Below are 20,942 nucleotides of genomic sequence, written 5' to 3'. Positions count from 1 at the left end.
CTAGCAGCGGCTGGTTCCCCTGATCTTCCAACCGCCGAGGTTTTGCTCTAAGGCGAACCTCGATCAACGCCGATCCCTCCGAGGTTAACCCGTGACCCTCTACTCCGTCTACGAGCGCCGAAGCGATGAGCCCCTTGTGGTCTCAGATCGCTTCTCCTGGTCTGCAGCCCTGCTGCCGCCGGTGCATGCGCTCTTCCACGGGCTGTGGCTCATGCTGGCCCTGTGGGTCGTGGGAACGCTCGCCATCGCCGGCATTGGGCTCTTTGTCGGCGCCGAAGCCGGATTCTGGCTCTATGTCCTGTTTGCCGCCTTCCTCGGCTTCGAGGCTTCGACCTTCCTCCGCATCAAGACCGCCAAGGCCGGCGGCCAGTTCGGTGGCGACCTGATCGCCGCCGACGAGGACCTCGCATTGGTCGACTACCTGAAGCGGCGCGCCTCATGAGCACGGTTGCCATTATCGACTACGGCTCGGGCAACCTCCGCTCGGCCGCCAAGGCCTTCGAACGCGCCGCCCGCGAAACCGGGACCGGCGACGAGATCCTCGTCACCGACGATGTCGACAAGGTGCGCCGCGCCGACCGCATCGTGCTGCCGGGCGTCGGCGCCTTCGCCGATTGCCGCGCCGGGCTCGACGCCGTGACCGGCATGGTCGACGTGCTCGAAGAACGCGTCATCAAGGGCGGCACACCATTCCTCGGCATCTGCGTCGGCATGCAGCTGATGGCCAGCGAGGGCCGCGAGAAGACCATCACCAGGGGCCTCGGCTGGATTCCCGGCGCCGTGGTGCGGCTCGAGCCAAAAGGCGACCTCAAGGTGCCGCACATGGGCTGGAACACGCTTCGTTTCGAGCGCCAGCATCCGCTGCTCGCCGGCATCCCGGATGGTGAACGGGGCCTGCATGCCTATTTCGTCCACTCCTACCACCTCGCCACGGAACGTCCGGAGACGCTCGTCGCCGCGACCGAGTACGGCCAGCAGGTGACCGCCATCGTCGGTCGCGACAACATGCTGGGCACCCAGTTCCACCCCGAAAAGAGCCAGACCCTCGGCCTGACCCTCATCGGCAATTTCCTGAGGTGGACGCCATGATCCTCTTCCCCGCCATCGACCTGAAAGATGGCCAGTGCGTCCGGCTGAAGCTGGGCGACATGGAGCAGGCGACCGTCTTCAACGACAATCCCGCCGCGCAGGCGAAGTCGTTCGAAGACCAGGGCTTCGAGTACCTGCACGTCGTCGACCTCAACGGTGCCTTTGCCGGGCGTTCGGTGAACGGGGAGGCGGTGCAGGCCATCCTCGATGCCGTGGATTTCCCCGTCCAGCTCGGCGGCGGCATCCGCTCGATCGCCCATGTCGAGGACTGGCTCGGCCGCGGTCTCAGCCGCGTCATCCTCGGCACCGTCGCGGTGCGCGATCCGGCGCTGGTCAGGGAAGCGGCGAGGCTGTTCCCCGGCCGGGTCGCCGTCGGCATCGATGCGCGCGGCGGCAAGGTTGCCGTGGAAGGCTGGGCCGAGACATCGGAACTCAGCGCCATCGAGCTCGGCAAGCGCTTCGAAGGCGCGGGCGTCGCCGCCATCATTTATACCGACATCGACCGCGATGGCGTGCTGAAGGGCATCAACTGGCTATCGACGCTCGAACTGGCCAAGGCCGTGTCGATCCCGGTCATCGCCTCGGGCGGGCTCGCCTCGATGGACGACATCCGGACCATGACCGAACCCGAGTACCAGATCCTCGAAGGCGCCATCTCGGGCCGCGCGCTCTATGATGGCCGCATCGATCCGAGCGAGGCGCTGGCGCTGCTCAAGCAGGTGAGGGCAGCGTGACCGACCCAGCTGCCCGCCGCTTTCCCTGGTGGGTATACTGGGTCCTGCTGGCCCTCATTCTCGTCGTCGCGCTGCTGCCGGTCGTCCCGGTGGTCATCGCGGGCTCGATCGCCGAGGCCAATGGCTGCACGCTGCACGAGGGCTTCTCCAACCCCTGCATCGTCAACGGCTCCGACATGGGCAAGACCCTCTACGCCATGGGCGTCATGGGCTGGCTCATGATCGCAACCATCCCGCTGGGCGGCATGGCGATCATGGCGTGGCTCGTGATCCTCGTCATCCACCGGACCGTGTGGGGTCGCAGGCAGGCGGCCAAGCCATGACCATCCCGCGCTTTCCCTGGTGGCCCTATCTCGTCGCGCTGGCGCTGATCTTCATCGGGGCCATGGCGCCAATCGGGCTCACGGTCTACGCGGTCAACCGCGCCCAGGGCTATGGCTGCACGGCGACGGGCGGGTTGTTCGACCCGTGCATCGTCGAGGGTGTCGACAAGGCACCGGAGCTGCAGGCGATGGCCAACAGCTTCTGGTACGCTCTCTACTCCTGGCCCGCGGGCATCGTGGCGATGACGGTGTGGCTCCTGGTGCTGATGTGGCATCGGTCGCGCTGGAAGAAGAGGATGGGCTTTGATGGCTGAGCTCAAGAACAAGCCGGTGCTGGTTGGCAAGGTCGACCTGTGGTGGTACGGCATCGCGCTCCTTCCCATCCTGGCGCTGATCTATCTCGGCTTTTCGGGAATCCTCTCGCCCTTCATCGGCCTGCTCGGCCTGTTCGCCTTCTTCTTCTGGCTGTTCAGCCTGGTCTTCGCCATCGCGAGCAAGCTCAGGAAACGCCCCAAGGACCCGCGCCAATGACGCTCAAGACCCGCATCATTCCCTGCCTCGACGTCAAGGACGGGCGCGTTGTGAAGGGCGTGCAGTTCGTCGACCTGATCGATGCCGGCGATCCGGTCGAGGCCGCCATCGCCTACAATGCCGCCGGCGCGGACGAGCTCTGCTTCCTCGACATCACGGCGAGCTCGGAGAACCGCGACACGATCTTCGATGTCGTGGCGCGGACGGCCGAGCACTGCTTCATGCCGGTTACGGTCGGCGGCGGCGTGCGCCGGGTCGAGGATATCCGGAAGCTCCTGCTGGCCGGCGCCGACAAGGTCTCGATCAACACGGCCGCGGTGAACGACCCCGATTTCGTCGCCCGCGCTGCCGACAAGTTCGGCGACCAATGCATCGTCGTCTCGGTCGACGCCCGCCGGCGCCAGACCCAGGCGCCGGGGCAGCAGAACCGCGACGAATGGGAAATCTACACCCATGGCGGGCGCAACCCGACCGGGCTCGATGCGGTGGAGTTCGCCGCGAAGATGGTCGAGCGCGGCGCCGGCGAGCTGCTCGTCACCTCGATGGACCGAGACGGCACCAAGTCCGGCTTCGACCTCGAGCTGACCCGCGCCATTGCCGATTCCGTGCATGTGCCGGTGGTCGCCTCGGGTGGCGTCGGCTCGCTCGACGACCTCGTCGACGGGGTGAAGGTGGGTCACGCCTCGGCGGTGCTCGCCGCCTCGATCTTCCATTTCGGCACCTACACGGTAGCCGAGGCCAAGGACTACATGGAGCGCCACGGCATCCCGATGCGGCGCGACACCAACGCGGGAGCCTGACCTCATGAGTTTCACGCTCGAAGCGCTCGACGAGCGCCTTGCCCTGCGCGCCGCCGCCTCGCCCGAGGAGAGCTACACGGCCAAGCTGCTGGCTGCCGGGGTCGAGAAGGCAGCCAAGAAGTTCGGCGAGGAATCGGCCGAGCTGATCATCTCCTCGGTGACGCACGACAAGCCGGGCACGACGGCCGAGGCGGCGGACGTGCTCTACCACCTGCTCGTGGTGCTGCGCGCGGCCGGCGTCCCGCTCGCCGAGGTGATGACCGAGCTGGAGAAGCGCACGGCGCAATCCGGCCTCGAGGAGAAGGCCGCGCGCGGAAAGGCGAAGTCCTGATGGCGGACAAGCTCGAGCTCGCCCCCTATCACACCTTCACCAAGGCCGAGTGGAGCGGCTTCCGCGCCGACGAGCCGATGACGCTCGAGCCGGCCGACATCGAGCGGCTGCGCGCGCTCAACGACCCGATCTCGTTCACTGAGGCGGAGGAAATCTACCTTCCGCTCAGCCGGCTCATCTCGCTCTATGTCGAGGCGACGCAGGAACTGCATCGGGCATCGACCCGCTTCCTCGGCGCCGACGGGCGCAAGGTGCCCTACATCATCGGCGTCGCCGGCTCGGTGGCCGTGGGCAAGTCGACCACGTCGCGCATCCTGAGGGCTCTGCTCAGCCGCTGGCCCAGTTCGCCCAAGGTGGATCTCGTCACCACGGACGGCTTCCTCTTTCCCAATGCCCGGCTCGATCAGCTGAAGCTCGCCGACCGCAAGGGCTTTCCCGAAAGCTACGACCGCCCGGCGTTGATCCGCTTCCTCGCCGATATCAAGTCGGGCAAGCCCGAGGTGAAGGTGCCGGTCTATTCGCACCTCGTCTACGACGTGGTGCCGGGCCAGTTCGTCACCGTCGACCGGCCCGACATCCTGATCGTCGAGGGGCTCAACATCCTGCAGCCGGGCGAGTTGCCCAAATCGGGCAAGCCGATCCTGTTCGCCTCGGACTTCCTCGATTTCTCGATCTTCATCGATGCCGACGAGCAGGTCCTCACCACCTGGTTCATGGAACGCTTCCGGCGCCTGCGCCAGACGGCCTTCGCCGACCCCAAGAGCTTCTTCCACCGCTTCACCCAGATGAGCGCCGAGGAAGCCGAGGCCTTTGGCATGTGGGCCTGGAAGGAAATCAACCTGCCGAACCTGCGCGACAACATCCAGCCGACCCGCAGCCGGGCCGACCTGGTGCTGACCAAGGGCGCGAGCCACGCCATCGAGCGGGTGGCTTTGCGGAAGGTGTGAGTCCAGGCCCGAGCTGTGGCAGGATCTCCCCTTGATCCTCCACCGCAAGGCGGGGGAGGGGGACCACGCGAAGCGTGGTGGAGGGGGCGGCCAGATGCGCGGACCGACAATCACGCTGAAGCACGCCAAGCGCCTGCGTCGAGAAATGACGCTGCCGGAGGTCGTGCTTTGGCAGGACTTGCGTCGCAGGCAGCTATCGAAGCACTTTCGGCGCCAGCACCCAGTCGGACCGCATGTTCTGGATTTCTACTGTTCCGGCGCCAACGTGGCCGTGGAGGTAGACGGGGCAGCACATGATTTCGTCCAGCAAGCCCTGCACGACGAGCGGCGGGATGCCTGGCTCAGTCAACAGGGTGTCCGGGTACTGCGCTTCGCCGCCGCCGAGATACTTGACGATCGTTCGATTGAGGGTGTGCTGACGGCGATCCGACTGGCGCTGACAGGAGCGGAGTAGCCGGACGCACTTGGTCGCCCCCTCCACCACGCTTTGCGTGGTCCCCCTCCCCCGCTACGCGGTGGATGATCACGGAGAGATCTGAGCCTAAACCCCGATGCCCCTCTCGCGCGTCATCGCCGCGAGGTCCGCCACCGGGCGTGCGCCGATATGCGAGATCACCTCGCTCGCTGCGAGGCAGCCGGCCTGGAGCGCCGTGCGGAAATCGCGCTCACGGGCGACGGCGAGCAGGAACCCCGAGGCGAAGAGGTCGCCGGCGCCGGTGACATCGACCACCTCCGGCACGGCATAGGCCGGCACGGTGACGATCTCGCCGTTGTGGATGGCCATGGCGCCATCGGCGCCCATGGTGATCGCCGCGAGTTCGGCATCCTGCGCGATGGCCTGCACCGCACCGTGGAGGTCGCACTGGTAGAGCGACTTCAGCTCCTCGATGTTGCCGAACACGATATCCATGGTCTTGGACCGGATCAGGTCGAGAAACTCGTCGCGATAACGGTTGACGCAGAACGGGTCGGACAGCGTGAACGAGGCGGCCTTGTCGTGCTTGTGCGCGTAGTGAGCCGCCTGGACGAAGGCCTTCTTGGCCTCGGCCGGATCCCAGAGGAACCCTTCCATGTAGGTGATCGTCGCCGCGCCGATCTCGTCTTCCTTGATATCGGCGGTGGTCAGCTGATGGCAGGCGCCGAGATAGGTGTTCATCGTCCGCTCGCCGCTCGAGGAAAGCAGGATCATGGAGCGCGCCGTGGCCGGTCCGTCCTCGAGCCGCGACACGCCATAGTGGACGCCGATGCGCGTGAGGTCCTCGGCGAAGACGTCGCCGAGCGGGTCGTTGGCGACCTTGCCGACGAATGCTGCCCTGCCGCCCAGCGAGGCAACGCCGGCGGCGGTATTGGCCGAACTGCCACCCGAAATCTGGCGCTTGTCGGCCGGCATGCGTTCGTAGAGGTACTCGCTGCGCTCGGCGTCGACGAGGTGCATGATGCCCTCGGACAACCCTTCGCGCTCGAGGAAGCCGTGCTCGATGGGGGCGATGACGTCGACGATGGCATTGCCGATGGTCAACACGTCGAACCGGGCCTCGGCCATCGGCAATCCTTCACAGAAGTAGAGAAATTCGAGCCGCGCCGGACTTAGAGGAGATTTCCCCCTCGCGCAACGGAAAGTCAGGCCGGATGGGTGGTCCTGATCCGCTGAGCGGCGCGGCGCGTCAGGGCCCGGACCAGCGGGTCGGCATTGTCGATGGAGACGCCGAGCAGCTGGCCATCGAGCAGCAGCATGGAGAGACCGTGGACGAAGGCCCAGGCGCTGATCGCGGCCTCGCCCGGGCGCTCCGGGTCTTCCTTGGCGGCCGCGAGGGCAAGGCTGCCATAGGCAGCGTCGGCCGCGCGCCTCAGGTCGGGATCGCCGAACTGGCCCAACTCGGCCGAGAACATCAGCCGGTAGAGCCTTGGGTGGGCAAGCGCGAACTTCACATAGGCCTCGGCCATGGCGCCGAACTGCTCGTCCTCAGGCACGCCGTCCCGGGCGCCTTCCACCGCTTCGTGGAAGCGCTCGAAGCCGACGGCCGCCACCGCCTGGATCAGCGCCTGCTTGTCGCGGAAGTGACGATAGGGCGCTGCAGCCGAGACGCCGACGCGGCGCGCCAGCTCGCGCATGCCCACGGCCTCTGCTCCACCCTCAACCAGCATCTCGAGCGCCGCCTCGACCAGCGCCCGCTTGAGGTCGCCGTGATGGTAGCGATCCGTCGGCTCTGAAGTTGACATCGCTTACATCCCTGCCTATCTAGGTGTCATGCGAACAGTGTTAACATATTGCCTCGAAGTTTTCGAGGGAAGGAACACGACATGCTCGACCTGATTCTCGCCATCCTCCATCACCTCGCCGTCTTCGCCCTCGTCGGCATCTTCGCCGCCGAGTTCGCCCTGCTCCGGCCGGGCATCGAAGGCAGGCGCATCGGCCAGCTCGGCGCGGTCGACGCCGCCTACGGCGCTGCTGCCGGCACCGTTGTCGTCGTCGGTATCATCCGCGTGATCTTCGGCGCTTCGGGCTGGGAATACTATGCCGGCAACTGGGTATTCTGGGCCAAGATGGGTGCCTTCATCGCCATGGGCCTGGCTTCCATACCCGGCACCATCGCGGTGGCACGCTGGCGCCGTGCCGCGGGGAAGGACGCCGGCTATGTCCCGCCGGCCGGCGAGGTTGCCGGCGCGCGGCGCATGCTCTTCGTCCAGGCCGCCATCTTCATCTTCATCCCCAGCTTCGCCGCGGCACTGGCGCGGGGGTATGGGGCTTAGGCGTCACCTGCCTTTGGGCGCCGGCGTCTTGGGCTCGAACCGGCACCATTCGCGGATGACGCAGCGCCAGCACTCGGGCTTGCGCGCCTTGCATACATAGCGACCGTGCAGGATCAGCCAGTGATGGGCGTGGAGCAGGTACTGGTCGGGCACGACCTTCAGGAGCCCCCGCTCGACCGCGAGCGGGTTCGAGCCGGGAGCGAGGCCCGTCCGGTTGGCGACCCGGAACAGGTGGGTGTCGACTGCGATGGTCGGCTGGCTGAAGGCGATGTTGAGCACGACATTGGCGGTCTTCCGGCCGACGCCGGGCAGGCTCTCGAGCGCCTCGCGGTCCTCAGGCACCTTTGAATCGAAGTTCTCGATCAGTTGCTGGCTCAGCGCAAAGACGTTCTTCGCCTTGTTGCGGAAAAGCCCGATGGTCTTGATCCGCTGCTCGATGCCATCGACCCCGAGGGCCACCATCTTTTCCGGCGTATCGGCGAGCTGGAACAAACCCCGCGTCGCCTTGTTGACTCCGGCGTCGGTGGCCTGGGCGGAGAGCACCACGGCCACGAGGAGGGTGAAGGGATTGACGTATTCGAGTTCCCCCTTCGGTTCGGGGTTGGCTGCCGCAAAAGCGCCGAAAATCGCCTCGACATCTGCCGTAGGCAGCGGCTTCACTTTTTGCTGCGCCATTTCCGTCATCCCGAATCCCGGCTTATAGTGATGCCCAAGATGACGACGCAAACGCAAGCTAGGCCGCTCTTCGCGGCGAAGCTGACGCCCCACCGTTCGATGGGACGAAAGGGTGCTCGCGCCGTCATCGTATTGGTCGCGATCCTCGCGACCATTCCCGGCATTGTCTTCTTTTCCATGGGCGCCTGGCCCATCGTCGGCTTCATGGGCCTCGACGTTGCGCTCATCTGGTGGGCGATGAGCGCCAGCCAGCGCGACGGCAAGCGCTACGAAGAGGTGACGCTGTGGCCCGACCAGCTCGAGCTGAAGCAGGTCGACGGCGCCGGCAAGGAAACGCTCACGCGCTTCAATCCCTATTTCGTCAAGCTCGTCATAGACCGCGACTACAACGAGCGGACGGTGGCCCTCCACCTAAGAACCCGCGACCGCGACATGGTGCTGGGCTCGTTCCTCGACCAGGATGAGAAGGCGAGCTTCGCCAAGGCTTTCGGCACGGCGCTGAAGCGCGCCCGCGTGTAGCGCCCCCCTCGCCAAGCGCCGGAGTTTCCGGCATGGTCACTCCATGCCGATCGATACGTTCCTGCTAGCGCTCTCCACCTTCTTCGCCACGCTGGGGCCGGCAGATCTGCTGCTCGTCTTTGCGGCGCTGACCACCAAGAACACCCGGGCCGAGCGGCAGACGATGGCGCTGCGCGGCGTTCTCATCGCCACCGGCATCCTGCTCTTCTTCGCCGTCTTCGGCGAAGCCATGCTCCGCCTGTTCGGCGTTAGCCTGCCTTCGCTGAGGATCGCCGGCGGCATCCTGCTGCTGCTCATCTCGATCGACATGGTGTTCGCCCGCCATTCGGGCGGCACCGGCACGACGCCCGAGGAAGAAAACGAGGCGCAGGGCCGCGCCGACATCTCGGTCTTCCCGCTTGCCACTCCGCTGATCGCGGGGCCGGGCGCCATCAGCGCGGTGATCCTGCTCACCACCGGCACCAGCGGCTTCAACCTCGAATGGGTCGTGGTGGTGCTGGCCCTGCTCGCGATCCTCGGCCTCTGCTATGTCGTGATGCTGGTCGCGATTCCGATCCAGCGCCTGCTCGGCATTACCGGCCTTGCCGTGGTCAGCCGCGTCGTCGGCGTGCTGCTCGCGGCGCTCGCCGTGCAGTTCCTGCTCGATGGGCTGAGGACCAGCGGCCTCATTCCGGGGCTTCCCGCGGTCTAGCGCAAACAGGAAGGCCGCAGCTCAGCGCCACGGCCCCTATGGACTTGACCCGGCTGGCCAGAATTACTTCTTGGCCGCAGCGATGGTCGTCGCGCCGGCGGCCGGCTTGGCAGCGGCCTTGTCCTTCTTGGGTTTTTTGGCTTCCTTGGTCTTGCGCATCTGGCCCTTAGCCATGGTCTTCACCCTCCTCGCTTGTGGCTGGCCTCGCGCCAGCAATTCACATAGGGAAATCTAGTAGTTGCGCCAGGTCGTGACAAGTTGATGGCGAATCGAGCCGCCTCAACTCTACTTGAGACTACCACAACGGCCCTGCGGGCCGAGCCATTGCAGGTTGCGCGGGTCGCAGCCGGTCAACAGAAATTGCACCCACTCGCTCTCGCTGCCGTAGAAGGCGTTGCGGTCCACCTCGGTGCGGATGCCCGACATGGTGCCGGTCTGGGTCCACTGCCAGAACGTCCAGGGACGGTCGCCATAGCGCAGGTGCGGCTCGGCGGCGGTCGAGCGCAGCCAGAACGACGAGTCGAAGCGCTCGCCGGCGAGGATGTCGCGGTAGAAGTTCATGTCGGTGTAGATGATCGGCACCTTGCCGGTGTGCCGCTCCATCGCCGCCAGCATCACCCGCACCTTCTCGAGGATGTCGGCACGGTTGTGCTTGTTCTTGCAGCTCGAGTGGTTGTTCCACTCGAGGTCGAGCACCGGCGGCAGCGCATCGGGATCGTTGGGCACCTTCTTGGCGAACCAGGCGGCCTGCTCGGAAGCAAGGCTGCACCAGGTCATGAAGTGATAGGCGCCGCGCGCCATGCCCGCGGCCTGTGCCCCGCGCCAGTTGTCGTAGAAATTGGGGTCGATGTAGTCCTTGCCCTCGGTCGACTTGATGAAGACGAAGTGCATGCCGCCATTGCGCGCCGCGGCGAAATCGATGCGGCCCTGATAGCGCGCCACGTCCATGCCCTGGATGGGCAGGGCCCAGGCCCGCCGCACGCCCTCATGCGGATCATTGTCGCCGGGAATGCCACGATAGTCGTGTGTGGGCGAGCGCCCGCAGGCAGCGAGGAAAAGCATCAGCCCCACGGCCAACGCGGACTTGAGGAGAGTGGGCGTGGGGCGGACGGCAAGACGCATGCGCAACAAGGCCTTCGCAAGGAGTGAAAGCCTTTGATTCAACATGCGGTAATTAATGAAACCTTGCGCTAACCCTTTGTTATTCCAGCATGGTTAACGGCGCGGCCGGGTTGCGCAACACGACTGCATCTGTTCCCGAAACGTTCTTGCCACATAAGTAAATCTCCTGATACCGTCGCGGCGGAGCTTGGGGGCTTGTCATGGTCACGCGGGTCGCGACCGTCGCGTTTCAGGGTATCGAGGCGGTGCCGGTGGACGTGCAGGTGCAGATCGCGCCCGGCATGCCGAAGTTCCTGTTGGTCGGCCTGCCGGACAAGGCGGTCAAGGAATCGAGCGAGCGCGTCCATGCCGCGCTCTATGCCTCCGGGCTCAGCCTGCCGCCCAAGCGCATCACGGTAAACCTCGCCCCGGCGGACCTGCCCAAGGAAGGCAGCCACTACGACCTGCCCATCGCGCTCGGGCTGATGGCGGCCATCGGCGCCATCCCGTCGGATTCGCTCGAAGGCTACGTGGCGCTCGGCGAGCTCGGGCTAGACGGCCGCCTTGCGCCGACGGCCGGGGTGCTTCCGGCCGCCATCGCGGCGCTGTCGCGCGATATGGGCATCATCTGCGCCGAGCCCTCGGGACCGGAAGCCGCGTGGGCCGGCAACGACCTCGAGATCATCGCGCCGCAGAACCTGCTGGCACTCGTCAACCATCTCGGCGGCTACCAGCTCTGCGCCCGCCCGCAAACGCGTCGGCGGCCCGATCCGGGCGCACTGCCCGATCTCGCCGATGTGCGCGGGCAGGAAGTCGCGCGCCGCGCCCTCGAGGTTGCCGCGGCCGGTGGCCATAACCTGTTGATGATCGGCCCGCCGGGCGCCGGCAAATCCATGCTCGCGGCGCGCCTCCCCTCGATCCTGCCACCCCTCAACCCGCGCGAGCTGCTGGACGTGTCGATGATCCAGTCGATCGCCGGTGAGCTGGCCGACGGCGCCCTCAGCGATCGGCGGCCCTTCCGCGCGCCGCACCACTCGGCCTCGATGGCGGCACTGGTCGGCGGCGGGCTGCGGGTGCGACCGGGCGAAGCCAGCCTCGCCCACAATGGCGTGCTCTTTCTCGACGAGTTGCCGGAGTTCCAGCCGTCTGTCCTCGACAGCCTGCGCCAACCGCTGGAATCGGGGGAGACGGTGATCGCCCGCGCCAATGCGCATGTCACCTTCCCGGCCCGCTTCCAGCTCGTTGCGGCCATGAACCCCTGCAAATGCGGTCTCGCCGGCACGCCGGGCCACACCTGCAAGCGCGGCGACCGCTGTGCCGCAGACTACCAGGGCCGAGTCTCCGGCCCCTTCCTCGACCGCATCGACCTCAGGATCGACGTTCCCGCCGTTTCCGCCGCCGACATGATCGGCCCCGCGACGGCCGAACCATCGGCCAGCGTGGCCGAGCGGGTCGAGAAGGCGCGGGAACGCCAGCGGGAGCGCTACATCGAGGCGGGCCAGCCCGATGTCTTCACCAACGCCGCCGCCGGCCCGTCGCTGATCGAAAAGCTCGTCAACCCGGACAAGGAAAGCCAGACCCTGCTGCTGCAGGCCGCCGAGCGCTTCAACCTCTCGGCCCGCGCCTACCACCGCGTGCTGAAGGTGGCGCGTACCCTCGCCGACCTCGCCGGGGCCGAAAAGGTCGCCCGCCCGCACCTCGCCGAAGCCCTGAGCTACCGGCTGAACTTGGCGCCGGCCTAGCTCTGCGCTTGCCATACCTAGCACAGCTAGGTATACGGACACCTAGCGACACTAGGTATTGGCAATGGCTGGCCCCAAGAATCCTCCGTTCCTCAACGGCGTCCCCGAACTGCTGGTGCTGCAATGCCTGCGCGAGCGGCCGATGTACGGCTACGAACTGGTGCAGGCGATCCGCGCGGCCACCGGCGAGCATGTCGTCCTCGCCGAGGGCGTGGTTTATCCCGTGCTGCACATGCTGGAGCGTGAGGGCGCGCTTTCCACCGAACGCCAGACCGTCAACGGCCGCAGCCGCATCTACTACGCGCTGACCGAACAGGGGGGCACGCGTCTCGCCGACCTTGCCGACACCTGGCGGCAGCTCACCACAGTCATAGCCGGAGTACTCGGGGAGCCGCGCCATGCGTGACCCCCATTCGGCCCTCGGCGAAGAGCTGCTACGAGCCGGCATTTCGCCCGCCCGTGTCGCCCGCTACACCGCCGAGCTCGACGAGCATCTCGCCGACCTCACCGACGAACTCGCCGCCACCGGCCTGTCACCGACCGAAGCGCGTGCCGCAGCTCTGTCACGCCTCGGCGATCACAAAACCCTCGCGGTTTCGATGCTGAGCCAACCAGGCCTCAGGTCGCTGCCGAGCCGTGTGCCGGCGCTGACCTGGCTGATGCTGCCGCTGCTGGCCCAGCTCGGCGTCATCGCGCTGCTCGCCGTGCTGCTGGTTGCCGCCGGCCGGCATGGCCTTGCGCCGATGGGGCCTGCGATCGTCGGCCCGCTGCTGCTGCTCGCGCCGCTCGTCATCGCCTGGAGCATCGCTGCCAGTGCCCTCCGCCGACGGGCCGGCGTCGGCTGGCCGCTGGCCGGCATGCTCGCGACGCTCGTTGCCGCGACGGCGCTCGATCTCGCGATCGGCCCGGATGCCGTGGCGGTCAGCCTCGGCGGTCCCGCGCCGGACGTGTTGGCGCTCTATGCGCTCGCCACCATCGCCCCGTTCCTGCTGCTCCACCGCCACCTCAGAGTTCGCTGATGCATCGCCTCATCGCTGCCTGCATTGCGGCTCTTGCCGCCACCCCTGCGCTCGCCCAGACGGAACATCGCGTGCTGCCCCGCCCCGATGGCAGCTCCATCGCATTCTCGGTCGATACGCCGGCGGGCAAGCCGGACGGCATCCTGGTGCTCGCCCAGGGGTCCGGCTGCCAGCCGACGACCGCCAACGCCAACTTCGCCGTCATGCGACAAGCCTTCCCGCGCTACGTCACGGTCATGGTCGAGAAATACGGCATCGCATCGGACGCCGTCATCGCCGACGGCTTCACCGATTGCCCAGCGGCCTTTCATGCCGGCCATACCGTGGCCCAGCGCGTTGCGGACTATGTCAGCGTGCTCGACAGCCTGAAGCGCAGGCCGGACACACCGCTGGTGCTGTTCGGAGGGTCCGAGGGTGGGCTCGCCGTTGCCATGCTGGCCGAGCAGGCGGCCCCCACCGCCACGATCCTTCTCTCCTCGGCCACTGGCATCCCGTTCGCCGACATGGTGCTGAGCACCGTGCCGCCCGAAGGCCACGGGTCCATCAGGGCCGGCTTCGCCGCCGCCCGTTCCGACCCGCAGGGCAGGACGCTGTTCGCCGGCTCATCGCATCGCTTCTGGGCCGATATCCTCGATCGCATCCCGGCCGACTACATGGCACGCAGCGACACGCAGTTCCTCATCGTGCAGGGTGACCGGGACACCTCGTCGCCGGTGGCGGCGGCGCGCGCCACCACCGATCGCTTCGCGACGGCCGGCAAGTGCAACCTGACCTACTGGGAGTTTCCGGCCCTCGATCACGGGATGGAGGCGCCCAATGGCACGTCGCATCTCGCCGATATCGCCGAGGCGATCGCCGGCTGGGTTGCCGGCATCGGTCCCGACACCGGCACGTGTTGAGGATAACGTCAGCGGCGACGAGGCTTGCGAGCGCTCTGCATTCCCCATAACTCTTCTTGCCGCAACGCCTTTCTCGACCTGGCAACGAGCTAACCCATGCGTCTCAGCGGCAAGCTTTCGCAGTGGAACGATGCACGCGGGTTCGGCTTCATCGCCGGCGCCGACGGCGAACGCTATTTCGTGCACATCAGCGCCATTGACCGCATCGCCACCCGGCCGCGCGACGGCGATGCGGTGACGTTCCTGGCCGGCCGAGGCTCCGATGGCCGGCCGGCCGCCAAGTCGGTGAAGATCGATGGCGCCAACCCCTTCGACCGCGAGGTGCTCCGCCGCGGCGCTCCACCCGTCGCGAGGCCGCGTCCAGGCTGGCGTGCGGTCGTGGCCGGCCTCTTCGCGCTTTTGCTGGCGGTTGCGGTCTTCCGCGGAACCGCCTCGCTGTGGCTGGTCGGGATCTACGCGGTGATGGGCGTCGTCTCGTTCGCCCTCTACGGGTCCGACAAGGCCGCGGCGGAAGCCAGACGCTGGCGCACCTCGGAGGCGAGGCTGCTGGCGGCGGACCTCTTCTGCGGCGTCATCGGCGGCCTCCTCGCCCAGGAGGTCTTCCGCCACAAGACGCGCAAGCCGACGTTCATCTTCGCGACGGCGATCGTCGGAAGCGTTCACGCGCTGTGGCTCGTGGGTCTGGCCACCGGTCTCATCAGCGCCGAGGAAATGCTGTCCCTGGCCCGCCCCCTCTTCGGAGCCGCCTAAACTCAGGCACCCCGCAGCGCCTACGAAATCCGCCGATAGCCTCCGCGCACCCCGCCGGGGCTCAGTACCAGCTGCCACAGGTGCATGTTGCGGGCCCGGAACATGGCAGCGAAGACCTGCAGGTAGAAGCGCCACATGCGCCAGAACCGGTCGCCGTATTTGTCCCTGAGGCTCGGCCAGGCGGCGTCGAACCTGGCCCACCAGGCCATCAGCGTCCGGTCGTAGTCGGCGCCGAAATTGTGCCAGTCCTCCAGCACGAAGACGCGCTCGCTGGCGCTGGCGATCTGCTTGATCGAGGGGAGCAGACCGTTGGGAAAGATGTACTTTTCCGTCCACGGGTCGCCGTGGGTCGAGGTGAAGTTGTTGCCGATGGTGTGGAGCAGGAACAGCCCGTCCGGCTTCAGCAGCGAGCGCACCTTGCGGAAGTAGGCGTCGTAGTTCTTGTAGCCGACATGCTCGAACATGCCGATCGAGATCACCCGGTCGAACTCGCCGTCGAGCGCCATGTAGTCCATGAGCCGAGTCTCGATCGGGAGCGTGCCCTTCATCTGCTCGGCGTAGGCCGCCTGCTCCTTCGAGATGGTGACGCCGATGCCCTCGATGCCATAGCGCTCGGCGGCGAACTTGAGGAACCCGCCCCAGCCCGAGCCGATGTCGAGCACCCTCATGCCCGGCCGGAGGCCGACCTTTCGGCAGATGAGGTCGAGCTTGGCCTCCTGCGCCGCGTCGAGGTCGGTGGCCTCGGCCCAGTAGCCGCAGGAATAGATCATGCGGCTGTCGAGCATGGCGGCGTAGAGGTCGTTGCCGATATCGTAGTGCTTCTCGCCCACCTCGCCGACGCGGCTGCGGGCGCGGTTGAAGAGCCGCCCGCGGACGACGCTGATGGCCAGTCCCAGGTCCGGCTTCAGGTGGGCGTAGATGTCGTACTCGAGGAGCCGGTAGACGAACTCGTCCAGCGCGTCGGTGTCGAACCAGCCGTCCATGTAGGCTTCGCCGAAGCCCAGCGTGCCATGGCTGATGACCCGGCCCCACAGCCGGTCGTCATGCACGGTCACGTCGAAAGACCGGCTGCCGCCGAGTTCGATGCCCGCATCGGCAAGGATCTGGGAGAAATACGCCTTGGGCCCGGTGCTCATGACACACTCCGGATTTCGCTAGCATACTAGCAAATGCTAACGCCGCCCGCCGCGCCCTGGCAAGTACCCGCCCCCCGCAACCCGCTGTTTCAGCGCGCGAATGCCTCGAACGGGTTGGTCACCGTGAGCTGCCGGATGGCTGCCTCGTCGACACCCCGCGCGCGCAGCAGCGGCAGCATCACATCGCTCAGGTGCGTGTAGGGCAGCGGCTCGCCGCCACCGGGCTTGCCCGGATCGTACCAGCCGCGATCATGGCTGAGGAGCAGCTGGTCGCCCCTGCCGGCCTCCAGCACCTTGACGATCAGCGGCGCCAACTCCTCGTCGTCGACCCAGCCGATATTGTCGTACTCGATCCAGGCGCCGCGCTCGGCCACCGCGAGGTTGAGGCCGAAGTCCTTCTCGGCCTGGGTGTGGATGGAGATGAAGCGGTCGGCGCGATAGCCCTCGGCTTCGATGATGTCGAGCTGGTCCATCACCACCCGGCCCATGATCGTGTGGCTGCCTATCACGGCGCCCGTGCGCTTCGCAGCCCGGGCCGCGGCACGCAGGACTTTCTCCTCGACCGGCGTGATGCCGTCGTCGCCGGCGGAGATCTTGATCCAGGCTGCCTTGACCCCCGTATCGCCGACGCCCTCGGCGAGGTCGCGATAAAAGCTCTGTTCGAGCTCATCGACGCTCGCGTCGCGAACCCAGTCCGGAATCCAGGGCTCGCGATAATTGCCGGTAGGGACGACGATGGGGAAGTCGGTCGCGAGGCTGACGGCGAGATCGAGGTCGACCCGCAGCCCGACGCCGCCGGTCGAGCACTCGACCAGCGCGGTGATGCCGCGCGCCTTGATCTTCTCGATCTCGGGAACCATCAGCCGCACCACGTCGGCCGCGTCCGCCTCGGCATAGCCGGGCTGGTCCGGCGTCCTGAGGTCAACGAACACGTGCTCGTGCGGCAGGATCATGCCGAGCTCGTCGGCGCGCCTGGGCCCGAGCGTAGTGTGAAGCAGTTTCATGGGGCGCCCTCCTCGCGACCGGGCATTCTTGGTGCGATGGCGTGCGCGACGCAACCCCCCTGAAACCGCCGCGGGTCCGCGGACGTTGTCGGAGCGTTTGGAGGATGCCGCCATGAACGCCCGTGCCCTGTCACTCACCCTGCTGCTCGCCCTTTCGACCCAGCCGGTGCTGGCCCAATCGACTGACGAACCGGTCGGGGTCATGCGCAACGCCAAGGAGGGGGCCTATCTCGTCGGCGGGAACGGTTCTGCCATGTACCTGTTCGAGGCCGACACAAAGGGCGCGCGCGACGGCAGCGGCGCCGTCAGCGCCTGCGTCGACGATTGCATCGGCATGTGGACGGCGGTGATCGTCGAAGGCAAGCCGGTGGGAGGCGAGGGGGTGGACGCCGCGCTGCTCGGGACCATGAGCCGATCCGACGGCCTCAAGCAGCTCACCTACAATGGCTGGCCCATGTACTTTTACGGCGAAGACAGCGCGCCGGGGGACATCAAGGGGCAGGACCTCAAGGACTTCGGCGCGGAATGGTATCTCGTCAGCCCCAATGGCGGCCCGGCGAAGCACTGAGCGCGGCGGGGATCGGCCGCCGCGCCCGGGACGGGCTCAGATGAGCCCACCGAAGAACTTGCGGATATCCTCGACCAGGAGGTCCGGCGCGTCGGTTGCAGCGAAGTGGCCGCCCGAGGGCATCTCGGTCCAGTGGACAATGTTGTTGGCGCGCTCGGCAAAGCTGCGCACCGAGCGGAAATCCCACGGGAACACGGCGACGCCGGTCGGGGTGTCGTTGCGCACCTCGCGATAGCCTGACCCCGACCGGGCATCCTCGAGATAGATGCTGGCGGCCGAACCGCCCGAGGCGGTGAACCAGTAGATCGAGGTATGCGCGAGGTAGCGGTCGCGATCGACGAACTGGACCCCCTCGCCCTCGAAGCCGAAGAACAGCTCGGTGTTCCAGGCGAGCTGCCCGACGGGGGAATCGACAAGCCCGTAGGCGAGGGTCCCCGGGCGCTTGGACTGGATGTCCTGGTAGCCCGAGTACTTGGTGAACATGTCGAGGTTGGCAAAGCCCTCCTGCTCGAAGGGCGTGAGCTTTTCCATCTCGCCTTCGGCGCCCGTCGGGAAGGCGAAGATCTGCTGCAGGTGCACACCGACCAGCCCTTCGGGTTTGAGGATGCCGAGCTCCTTACCCACCAGCGCGCCGACATCGCCGCCCTGCGCGCCGTAGCGCGCATAGCCCAGCCGCTTCATCAGCGTGTCCCAGGTCCTCGCCACCCTCGCGGTGTCCCAGCCGGGCGCGGCAAGCGGCGTCGACCAGCCGTAGCCGGGGAGCGAGGGAATGACGAGATCGAAGGCAAGACTCGGGTCGAGGCCGTGCGCCCGCGGGTCGCTGAGCGGCCCGATCACCTCGAAGAACTCGATCACGCTCGAGGGCCAGCCATGGGTGAGGATCAGCGGGAAGGCGTTGGCCTCCTTCGACCTGATGTGGAGGAAATGGATCGTCTGCCCGTCGATCTTGGTCGTGAACTGCGGGTAGGCGTTGAGCCGGGCCTCCCAGGCGCGCCAGTCGAACTTGCCGAGCCACTGGTCGGCCAGTTCCCTGATAAAGGCGACAGGCTGTCCGTGGCTCCAGTCGGTGGTGGTCGCGTGCGGCCAGCGCGCCATGGTGAGGCGCTCCTTGAGGTCGGCGATGGCTTCGTCGGAAACGTCGATCCTGAACGGCGTGACGGCGGCGGTCATGGTGCTCTCTCCGATGGCTTCGGAGCCGGCCAGGACCGGGGCGATGGCGGCCGCCGCGGCGGCAACGAGGACTTGTCTGCGATCGAGAACGGTCATCCTGCGGCTCCTCTGAAAGCGCCGGCGACTGTCGTCGGCGTCTGGGAGGAGAGTGCATCAGGCCTGCTGACAGGGCGTGGCAGGAGTGTCCGGCAGGGGCCTCAGTATCCCGCCTCGGTTGCCCAGTCGGGGTGCAGCCGCTCCCATTCGGCGCGCCATTCCTTGGCGAGCTGCAGGCGGCGGCGGCCGTAGCGGTTCTCGGTCGCCTCGGCCCTGACGACACGGTCGGTGCGGAAGTTGCGGAAGGCTTCGCGCAGGCAGCACCAGCCGACGACGATCTGCTTGCCTTCGTAGTAGGCGAGCTGCACGGGCCAGATGTCGCGCTCGCTCTCGCGACCACCCTCGTCGGCATAGGCGATGTGGAGGGCCTTCTCGTTGCGCATGGCCTCGCGCACGAGGCCGAGGACGGGCGTCGGCTCGAGCGGCCCGCGCATCAGGACAGGCCAGAGGCCGGTATCCTTGATGCGATCGCGCAGGTCGTCGGGCGACGCGGTGGCGATCTTGCCGAGCGCATTGTGCGCGGCCCCGGCAAGTCCGGCGTCGGGCTGGGCCTGGACCCAGCGCGCGCCGAGGACGAGGGCTTCGAGTTCCTCGGGGGTGAACATCAGCGGAGGCAGGAAGAAGCCGGGTTTCAGCATGTAGCCCACTCCCGCCTCGCCATCGATGGGGGCGCCGAGCCCGATGAGCGTCTGCACGTCGCGATAGAGCGTGCGGACGGAGACGCCCTGTTCCTCGGCCAACGCCGCCGCCGTGACGGGGCGGCGGTGACGACGGAGCGCATCCATGACGGAAAACAGGCGTTCGGTCTTGTCCAAGCAATCATCTCCCGGGCCTTCGTTCTAGCCAAGTTCGGCCGGCTGCACCATGCGAGGGGCGGTTGCAGCGAGGGAGGCGGCCGTGCCGACGGCCACCCCCGGATGACCGGCGCTAGCCGCGCGCGGCGACCTCGCGCTGGAACGCCCGGATATCCCCCGCCAGCACGTCGGGGACCTCGAGTGCCGGGAAGTGCCCGCCCTGGCGCGTCTCGTTCCAGTGGATGAGGTTCTGGAGGTTCCGCTCGCCCCAGGCGCGCGGCGCCGGCAGGTCGGCATCGGCCGGCACCAGCACGCCCTGCGGCACGTCGTGCCTGGGCATCGGCGACATGACCTCGTGATCGGCGAAGGCTTCCTTGTAGAGCCGCACCGAGGAGCCGATTGTTTCGGTGAACCAGTAGACCGACAGCAGCGTCGCCAGCGTCTCGAACGGGAAGACGCTCTCGATGTCGCCGCCCGTATCGCCCCAGCGGTGGAATTTCTCGAGAACCCACGAGGCGAGCCCGGCCGGGGAATCGTTGAGGCCCACCGCCAGCGACGTCGGCTTGGTGCCGTGCACCAGGGCGTAGGCTCCCTCGACAAAGCCGGTATAGGCGACCTTCTGGAAGTACTCGGCCTCCTCGGGCGTCGGGTCGTCCGGCTTCGGATAACCCGAGAAGACGTTGCAGTAGTGTGCGCCGAGCAGCCGCTCGGGATGGTGCCGCACGAGGCTCATCATCGCGCCTGTGCCGAGGTCCGAACCCGAGGTGAGAAAGCGCGGGTAGTCGAGCCGGTCCATCAGCTTGGCCCAGAGCTGCGCCGTCCGGGTCAGGTTCATGCCCTTGTGCCTGGGCCGGCCGGAGAAGCCGTAGCCGGGCAGCGAGGGAATGATCACGTCGAACGAGGTGCCATCGGTCTCGGCGGTCAGCCGGTCGACCAGCGGCAAGAGTTCGACGAAATTGCTCGGCCAGCCGTTGGTAAGGAGCAACGGGACCGGGCTGGAGCCCTTGCCGCGTGCGTGGACGAAATGCACCGTCTCGCCGTCGATCTCGGCGGTGAACTGCGGGGTGCGGTTGAGCCGCACCTCGGCGGCACGCCAGTCGAACTCATTGCCCCAATAGGCGACGAAGCGGCGCAGGAACGGCAGGCTGGTGCCGTACTCCCAGCCGGCATCCTCGACCTCGTCGGGGAAGCGGGCGTGCTGCAGCCGGCTCCTGAGGTCGGCGATCTCGGCGTCGGCAATGGCGATGGTGAAAGGGGTCAAGGATCGTCTCC

28 protein-coding genes are annotated in these 20,942 nt (G+C 67.1%); 19 read left to right on the top strand and 9 right to left on the bottom strand.

Annotation, left to right across the window (positions count from 1 at the left end; translation table 11 throughout):
• Positions 1-91: 91 nt before the first annotated feature.
• The 10 genes from PRN20_RS02530 to PRN20_RS02485 are packed head-to-tail and all read left to right on the top strand — an operon-like array spanning position 92 to position 5,209.
• Complete coding sequence (locus PRN20_RS02530) at positions 92-442, top strand: DUF2628 domain-containing protein (protein WP_273955479.1); 351 nt, start codon at positions 92-94, stop codon at positions 440-442.
• Positions 439-1,089 carry an imidazole glycerol phosphate synthase subunit HisH gene (gene hisH, locus PRN20_RS02525; RefSeq protein ID WP_273955478.1) on the top strand — a complete coding sequence of 217 codons (651 nt, stop codon included), beginning with the start codon at positions 439-441 and terminating at the stop codon, positions 1,087-1,089. Before PRN20_RS02530 ends, hisH begins: the two co-directional genes overlap by 4 nt.
• A complete protein-coding gene (hisA, locus tag PRN20_RS02520) occupies positions 1,086-1,823 on the top strand; it encodes a 1-(5-phosphoribosyl)-5-[(5-phosphoribosylamino)methylideneamino]imidazole-4-carboxamide isomerase (protein ID WP_273955477.1) in 738 nt (245 codons plus the stop codon). The genes hisH and hisA overlap by 4 nt, the downstream gene beginning before the upstream one ends.
• Positions 1,820-2,146 (top strand): hypothetical protein, encoded by a 327-nt coding sequence (locus tag PRN20_RS02515; protein ID WP_273955476.1) that lies wholly within the window; start codon positions 1,820-1,822, stop codon positions 2,144-2,146. Before hisA ends, PRN20_RS02515 begins: the two co-directional genes overlap by 4 nt.
• The gene (locus PRN20_RS02510; protein ID WP_273955475.1) at positions 2,143-2,460 is read left to right on the top strand and encodes a hypothetical protein; all 318 of its coding nucleotides are present in this window, start codon (positions 2,143-2,145) and stop codon (positions 2,458-2,460) included. Before PRN20_RS02515 ends, PRN20_RS02510 begins: the two co-directional genes overlap by 4 nt.
• Positions 2,453-2,677: a hypothetical protein gene (locus tag PRN20_RS02505; RefSeq protein WP_273955474.1), complete on the top strand. Its 225-nt coding sequence runs from the start codon at positions 2,453-2,455 to the stop codon at positions 2,675-2,677. The genes PRN20_RS02510 and PRN20_RS02505 overlap by 8 nt, the downstream gene beginning before the upstream one ends.
• Positions 2,674-3,477, top strand: coding sequence for an imidazole glycerol phosphate synthase subunit HisF (gene hisF / locus PRN20_RS02500; RefSeq protein WP_273955473.1), 804 nt, complete (start codon positions 2,674-2,676; stop codon positions 3,475-3,477). Before PRN20_RS02505 ends, hisF begins: the two co-directional genes overlap by 4 nt.
• Before the next feature lie 4 nt (positions 3,478-3,481).
• Positions 3,482-3,808: a phosphoribosyl-ATP diphosphatase gene (locus PRN20_RS02495; protein WP_273955472.1), complete on the top strand. Its 327-nt coding sequence runs from the start codon at positions 3,482-3,484 to the stop codon at positions 3,806-3,808.
• The gene (coaA, locus tag PRN20_RS02490; protein WP_273955471.1) at positions 3,808-4,755 is read left to right on the top strand and encodes a type I pantothenate kinase; all 948 of its coding nucleotides are present in this window, start codon (positions 3,808-3,810) and stop codon (positions 4,753-4,755) included. Before PRN20_RS02495 ends, coaA begins: the two co-directional genes overlap by 1 nt.
• A gap of 31 nt (positions 4,756-4,786) precedes the next feature.
• Positions 4,787-5,209 carry an endonuclease domain-containing protein gene (locus PRN20_RS02485; protein WP_273955470.1) on the top strand — a complete coding sequence of 141 codons (423 nt, stop codon included), beginning with the start codon at positions 4,787-4,789 and terminating at the stop codon, positions 5,207-5,209.
• An 87-nt stretch (positions 5,210-5,296) separates the two neighbouring features.
• On the opposite strand, the gene PRN20_RS02480 is transcribed toward PRN20_RS02485, so the two are convergent.
• Together PRN20_RS02480 and PRN20_RS02475 are read right to left on the bottom strand one after the other, a co-directional pair.
• On the bottom strand, positions 5,297-6,298 hold the full coding sequence (locus PRN20_RS02480; protein ID WP_273955469.1) for an adenosine kinase: 1,002 nt from the start codon (positions 6,296-6,298) through the stop codon (positions 5,297-5,299).
• Between the two features lie 77 nt (positions 6,299-6,375).
• Complete coding sequence (locus tag PRN20_RS02475) at positions 6,376-6,975, bottom strand: TetR/AcrR family transcriptional regulator (protein WP_273955468.1); 600 nt, start codon at positions 6,973-6,975, stop codon at positions 6,376-6,378.
• Positions 6,976-7,056: 81 nt separating this feature from the next.
• On the opposite strand from PRN20_RS02475, the gene PRN20_RS02470 reads away from it, so the two are divergent.
• Positions 7,057-7,506 carry a DUF2214 family protein gene (locus PRN20_RS02470; protein ID WP_273955467.1) on the top strand — a complete coding sequence of 150 codons (450 nt, stop codon included), beginning with the start codon at positions 7,057-7,059 and terminating at the stop codon, positions 7,504-7,506.
• A gap of 3 nt (positions 7,507-7,509) precedes the next feature.
• On the opposite strand, the gene nth is transcribed toward PRN20_RS02470, so the two are convergent.
• Positions 7,510-8,181 carry an endonuclease III gene (gene nth / locus PRN20_RS02465; RefSeq protein WP_273955466.1) on the bottom strand — a complete coding sequence of 224 codons (672 nt, stop codon included), beginning with the start codon at positions 8,179-8,181 and terminating at the stop codon, positions 7,510-7,512.
• Between the two features lie 39 nt (positions 8,182-8,220).
• On the opposite strand from nth, the gene PRN20_RS02460 reads away from it, so the two are divergent.
• Positions 8,221-8,700, top strand: a complete 480-nt coding sequence (locus PRN20_RS02460) for a DUF2244 domain-containing protein (protein ID WP_273955465.1) — start codon at positions 8,221-8,223, stop codon at positions 8,698-8,700.
• Positions 8,701-8,743: 43 nt separating this feature from the next.
• Positions 8,744-9,391 (top strand): MarC family protein, encoded by a 648-nt coding sequence (locus tag PRN20_RS02455; RefSeq protein WP_273955464.1) that lies wholly within the window; start codon positions 8,744-8,746, stop codon positions 9,389-9,391.
• Between the two features lie 285 nt (positions 9,392-9,676).
• Here the strand turns inward: PRN20_RS02455 and PRN20_RS02450 are convergent, their stop codons facing one another.
• On the bottom strand, positions 9,677-10,513 hold the full coding sequence (locus tag PRN20_RS02450; RefSeq protein ID WP_273956762.1) for a glycoside hydrolase family 25 protein: 837 nt from the start codon (positions 10,511-10,513) through the stop codon (positions 9,677-9,679).
• Between the two features lie 200 nt (positions 10,514-10,713).
• Between PRN20_RS02450 and PRN20_RS02445 the strand changes: the two genes are divergently transcribed.
• The 5 genes from PRN20_RS02445 to PRN20_RS02425 all read left to right on the top strand — a co-directional run bounded on the left by PRN20_RS02445 (position 10,714) and on the right by PRN20_RS02425 (position 14,902).
• Positions 10,714-12,234, top strand: coding sequence for a YifB family Mg chelatase-like AAA ATPase (locus PRN20_RS02445; protein ID WP_273955463.1), 1,521 nt, complete (start codon positions 10,714-10,716; stop codon positions 12,232-12,234).
• A gap of 64 nt (positions 12,235-12,298) precedes the next feature.
• On the top strand, positions 12,299-12,640 hold the full coding sequence (locus tag PRN20_RS02440; RefSeq protein ID WP_273955462.1) for a PadR family transcriptional regulator: 342 nt from the start codon (positions 12,299-12,301) through the stop codon (positions 12,638-12,640).
• Complete coding sequence (locus PRN20_RS02435; RefSeq protein WP_273955460.1) at positions 12,633-13,253, top strand: permease prefix domain 1-containing protein; 621 nt, start codon at positions 12,633-12,635, stop codon at positions 13,251-13,253. Before PRN20_RS02440 ends, PRN20_RS02435 begins: the two co-directional genes overlap by 8 nt.
• The gene (locus PRN20_RS02430) at positions 13,253-14,152 is read left to right on the top strand and encodes an alpha/beta hydrolase (protein ID WP_273955459.1); all 900 of its coding nucleotides are present in this window, start codon (positions 13,253-13,255) and stop codon (positions 14,150-14,152) included. The genes PRN20_RS02435 and PRN20_RS02430 overlap by 1 nt, the downstream gene beginning before the upstream one ends.
• Positions 14,153-14,248: 96 nt before the next feature.
• Positions 14,249-14,902, top strand: a complete 654-nt coding sequence (locus PRN20_RS02425) for a DUF1294 domain-containing protein (RefSeq protein WP_273955458.1) — start codon at positions 14,249-14,251, stop codon at positions 14,900-14,902.
• A gap of 20 nt (positions 14,903-14,922) precedes the next feature.
• Here PRN20_RS02425 and cfa read toward each other — a convergent pair whose 3' ends face one another.
• On the bottom strand, positions 14,923-16,038 hold the full coding sequence (gene cfa, locus PRN20_RS02420; RefSeq protein WP_273955457.1) for a cyclopropane fatty acyl phospholipid synthase: 1,116 nt from the start codon (positions 16,036-16,038) through the stop codon (positions 14,923-14,925).
• A gap of 89 nt (positions 16,039-16,127) precedes the next feature.
• On the bottom strand, positions 16,128-17,042 hold the full coding sequence (locus PRN20_RS02415; RefSeq protein WP_273955456.1) for a phosphotriesterase family protein: 915 nt from the start codon (positions 17,040-17,042) through the stop codon (positions 16,128-16,130).
• Between the two features lie 112 nt (positions 17,043-17,154).
• Between PRN20_RS02415 and PRN20_RS02410 the strand changes: the two genes are divergently transcribed.
• On the top strand, positions 17,155-17,610 hold the full coding sequence (locus tag PRN20_RS02410; protein WP_273955455.1) for a COG4315 family predicted lipoprotein: 456 nt from the start codon (positions 17,155-17,157) through the stop codon (positions 17,608-17,610).
• A 36-nt stretch (positions 17,611-17,646) separates the two neighbouring features.
• Here the strand turns inward: PRN20_RS02410 and PRN20_RS02405 are convergent, their stop codons facing one another.
• The 3 genes from PRN20_RS02405 to PRN20_RS02395 form a co-directional block, all read right to left on the bottom strand.
• Positions 17,647-18,876, bottom strand: a complete 1,230-nt coding sequence (locus tag PRN20_RS02405; RefSeq protein WP_273955454.1) for an epoxide hydrolase family protein — start codon at positions 18,874-18,876, stop codon at positions 17,647-17,649.
• 101 nt (positions 18,877-18,977) lie between these two features.
• Positions 18,978-19,691 carry a helix-turn-helix transcriptional regulator gene (locus PRN20_RS02400; protein ID WP_273955453.1) on the bottom strand — a complete coding sequence of 238 codons (714 nt, stop codon included), beginning with the start codon at positions 19,689-19,691 and terminating at the stop codon, positions 18,978-18,980.
• A gap of 112 nt (positions 19,692-19,803) precedes the next feature.
• Entirely contained in the window at positions 19,804-20,931 is a 1,128-nt protein-coding gene (locus PRN20_RS02395) for an epoxide hydrolase family protein (RefSeq protein ID WP_273955452.1), read from the bottom strand.
• Between the last annotated feature and the right edge of the window lie 11 nt (positions 20,932-20,942).

The sequence above is a fragment of the Devosia sp. ZB163 genome (assembly GCF_028613635.1).
In the GTDB taxonomy this organism is placed as follows: domain Bacteria; phylum Pseudomonadota; class Alphaproteobacteria; order Rhizobiales; family Devosiaceae; genus Devosia_A.
This window is presented reverse-complemented; position numbering and strand designations above follow the sequence as displayed.

Excerpts from the sequence above, each read along its gene's own strand:
- hisH (WP_273955478.1), top strand. The coding sequence starts at position 439 with ATGAGCACGGTTGCCATTATCGACTACGGCTCGGGCAACCTCCGCTCG.
- hisA (WP_273955477.1), top strand. The coding sequence starts at position 1,086 with ATGATCCTCTTCCCCGCCATCGACCTGAAAGATGGCCAGTGCGTCCGG.
- PRN20_RS02510 (WP_273955475.1), top strand. The coding sequence starts at position 2,143 with ATGACCATCCCGCGCTTTCCCTGGTGGCCCTATCTCGTCGCGCTGGCG.
- PRN20_RS02505 (WP_273955474.1), top strand. The coding sequence starts at position 2,453 with ATGGCTGAGCTCAAGAACAAGCCGGTGCTGGTTGGCAAGGTCGACCTG.
- hisF (WP_273955473.1), top strand. The coding sequence starts at position 2,674 with ATGACGCTCAAGACCCGCATCATTCCCTGCCTCGACGTCAAGGACGGG.
- PRN20_RS02495 (WP_273955472.1), top strand. The coding sequence starts at position 3,482 with ATGAGTTTCACGCTCGAAGCGCTCGACGAGCGCCTTGCCCTGCGCGCC.
- coaA (WP_273955471.1), top strand. The coding sequence starts at position 3,808 with ATGGCGGACAAGCTCGAGCTCGCCCCCTATCACACCTTCACCAAGGCC.
- PRN20_RS02480 (WP_273955469.1), bottom strand. The coding sequence starts at position 6,298 with ATGGCCGAGGCCCGGTTCGACGTGTTGACCATCGGCAATGCCATCGTC.
- PRN20_RS02475 (WP_273955468.1), bottom strand. The coding sequence starts at position 6,975 with ATGTCAACTTCAGAGCCGACGGATCGCTACCATCACGGCGACCTCAAG.
- PRN20_RS02470 (WP_273955467.1), top strand. The coding sequence starts at position 7,057 with ATGCTCGACCTGATTCTCGCCATCCTCCATCACCTCGCCGTCTTCGCC.
- nth (WP_273955466.1), bottom strand. The coding sequence starts at position 8,181 with ATGGCGCAGCAAAAAGTGAAGCCGCTGCCTACGGCAGATGTCGAGGCG.
- PRN20_RS02460 (WP_273955465.1), top strand. The coding sequence starts at position 8,221 with ATGACGACGCAAACGCAAGCTAGGCCGCTCTTCGCGGCGAAGCTGACG.
- PRN20_RS02455 (WP_273955464.1), top strand. The coding sequence starts at position 8,744 with ATGCCGATCGATACGTTCCTGCTAGCGCTCTCCACCTTCTTCGCCACG.
- PRN20_RS02450 (WP_273956762.1), bottom strand. The coding sequence starts at position 10,513 with ATGCGTCTTGCCGTCCGCCCCACGCCCACTCTCCTCAAGTCCGCGTTG.
- PRN20_RS02445 (WP_273955463.1), top strand. The coding sequence starts at position 10,714 with ATGGTCACGCGGGTCGCGACCGTCGCGTTTCAGGGTATCGAGGCGGTG.
- PRN20_RS02440 (WP_273955462.1), top strand. The coding sequence starts at position 12,299 with ATGGCTGGCCCCAAGAATCCTCCGTTCCTCAACGGCGTCCCCGAACTG.
- PRN20_RS02435 (WP_273955460.1), top strand. The coding sequence starts at position 12,633 with ATGCGTGACCCCCATTCGGCCCTCGGCGAAGAGCTGCTACGAGCCGGC.
- PRN20_RS02430 (WP_273955459.1), top strand. The coding sequence starts at position 13,253 with ATGCATCGCCTCATCGCTGCCTGCATTGCGGCTCTTGCCGCCACCCCT.
- PRN20_RS02425 (WP_273955458.1), top strand. The coding sequence starts at position 14,249 with ATGCGTCTCAGCGGCAAGCTTTCGCAGTGGAACGATGCACGCGGGTTC.
- cfa (WP_273955457.1), bottom strand. The coding sequence starts at position 16,038 with ATGAGCACCGGGCCCAAGGCGTATTTCTCCCAGATCCTTGCCGATGCG.
- PRN20_RS02415 (WP_273955456.1), bottom strand. The coding sequence starts at position 17,042 with ATGAAACTGCTTCACACTACGCTCGGGCCCAGGCGCGCCGACGAGCTC.
- PRN20_RS02410 (WP_273955455.1), top strand. The coding sequence starts at position 17,155 with ATGAACGCCCGTGCCCTGTCACTCACCCTGCTGCTCGCCCTTTCGACC.
- PRN20_RS02405 (WP_273955454.1), bottom strand. The coding sequence starts at position 18,876 with ATGACCGTTCTCGATCGCAGACAAGTCCTCGTTGCCGCCGCGGCGGCC.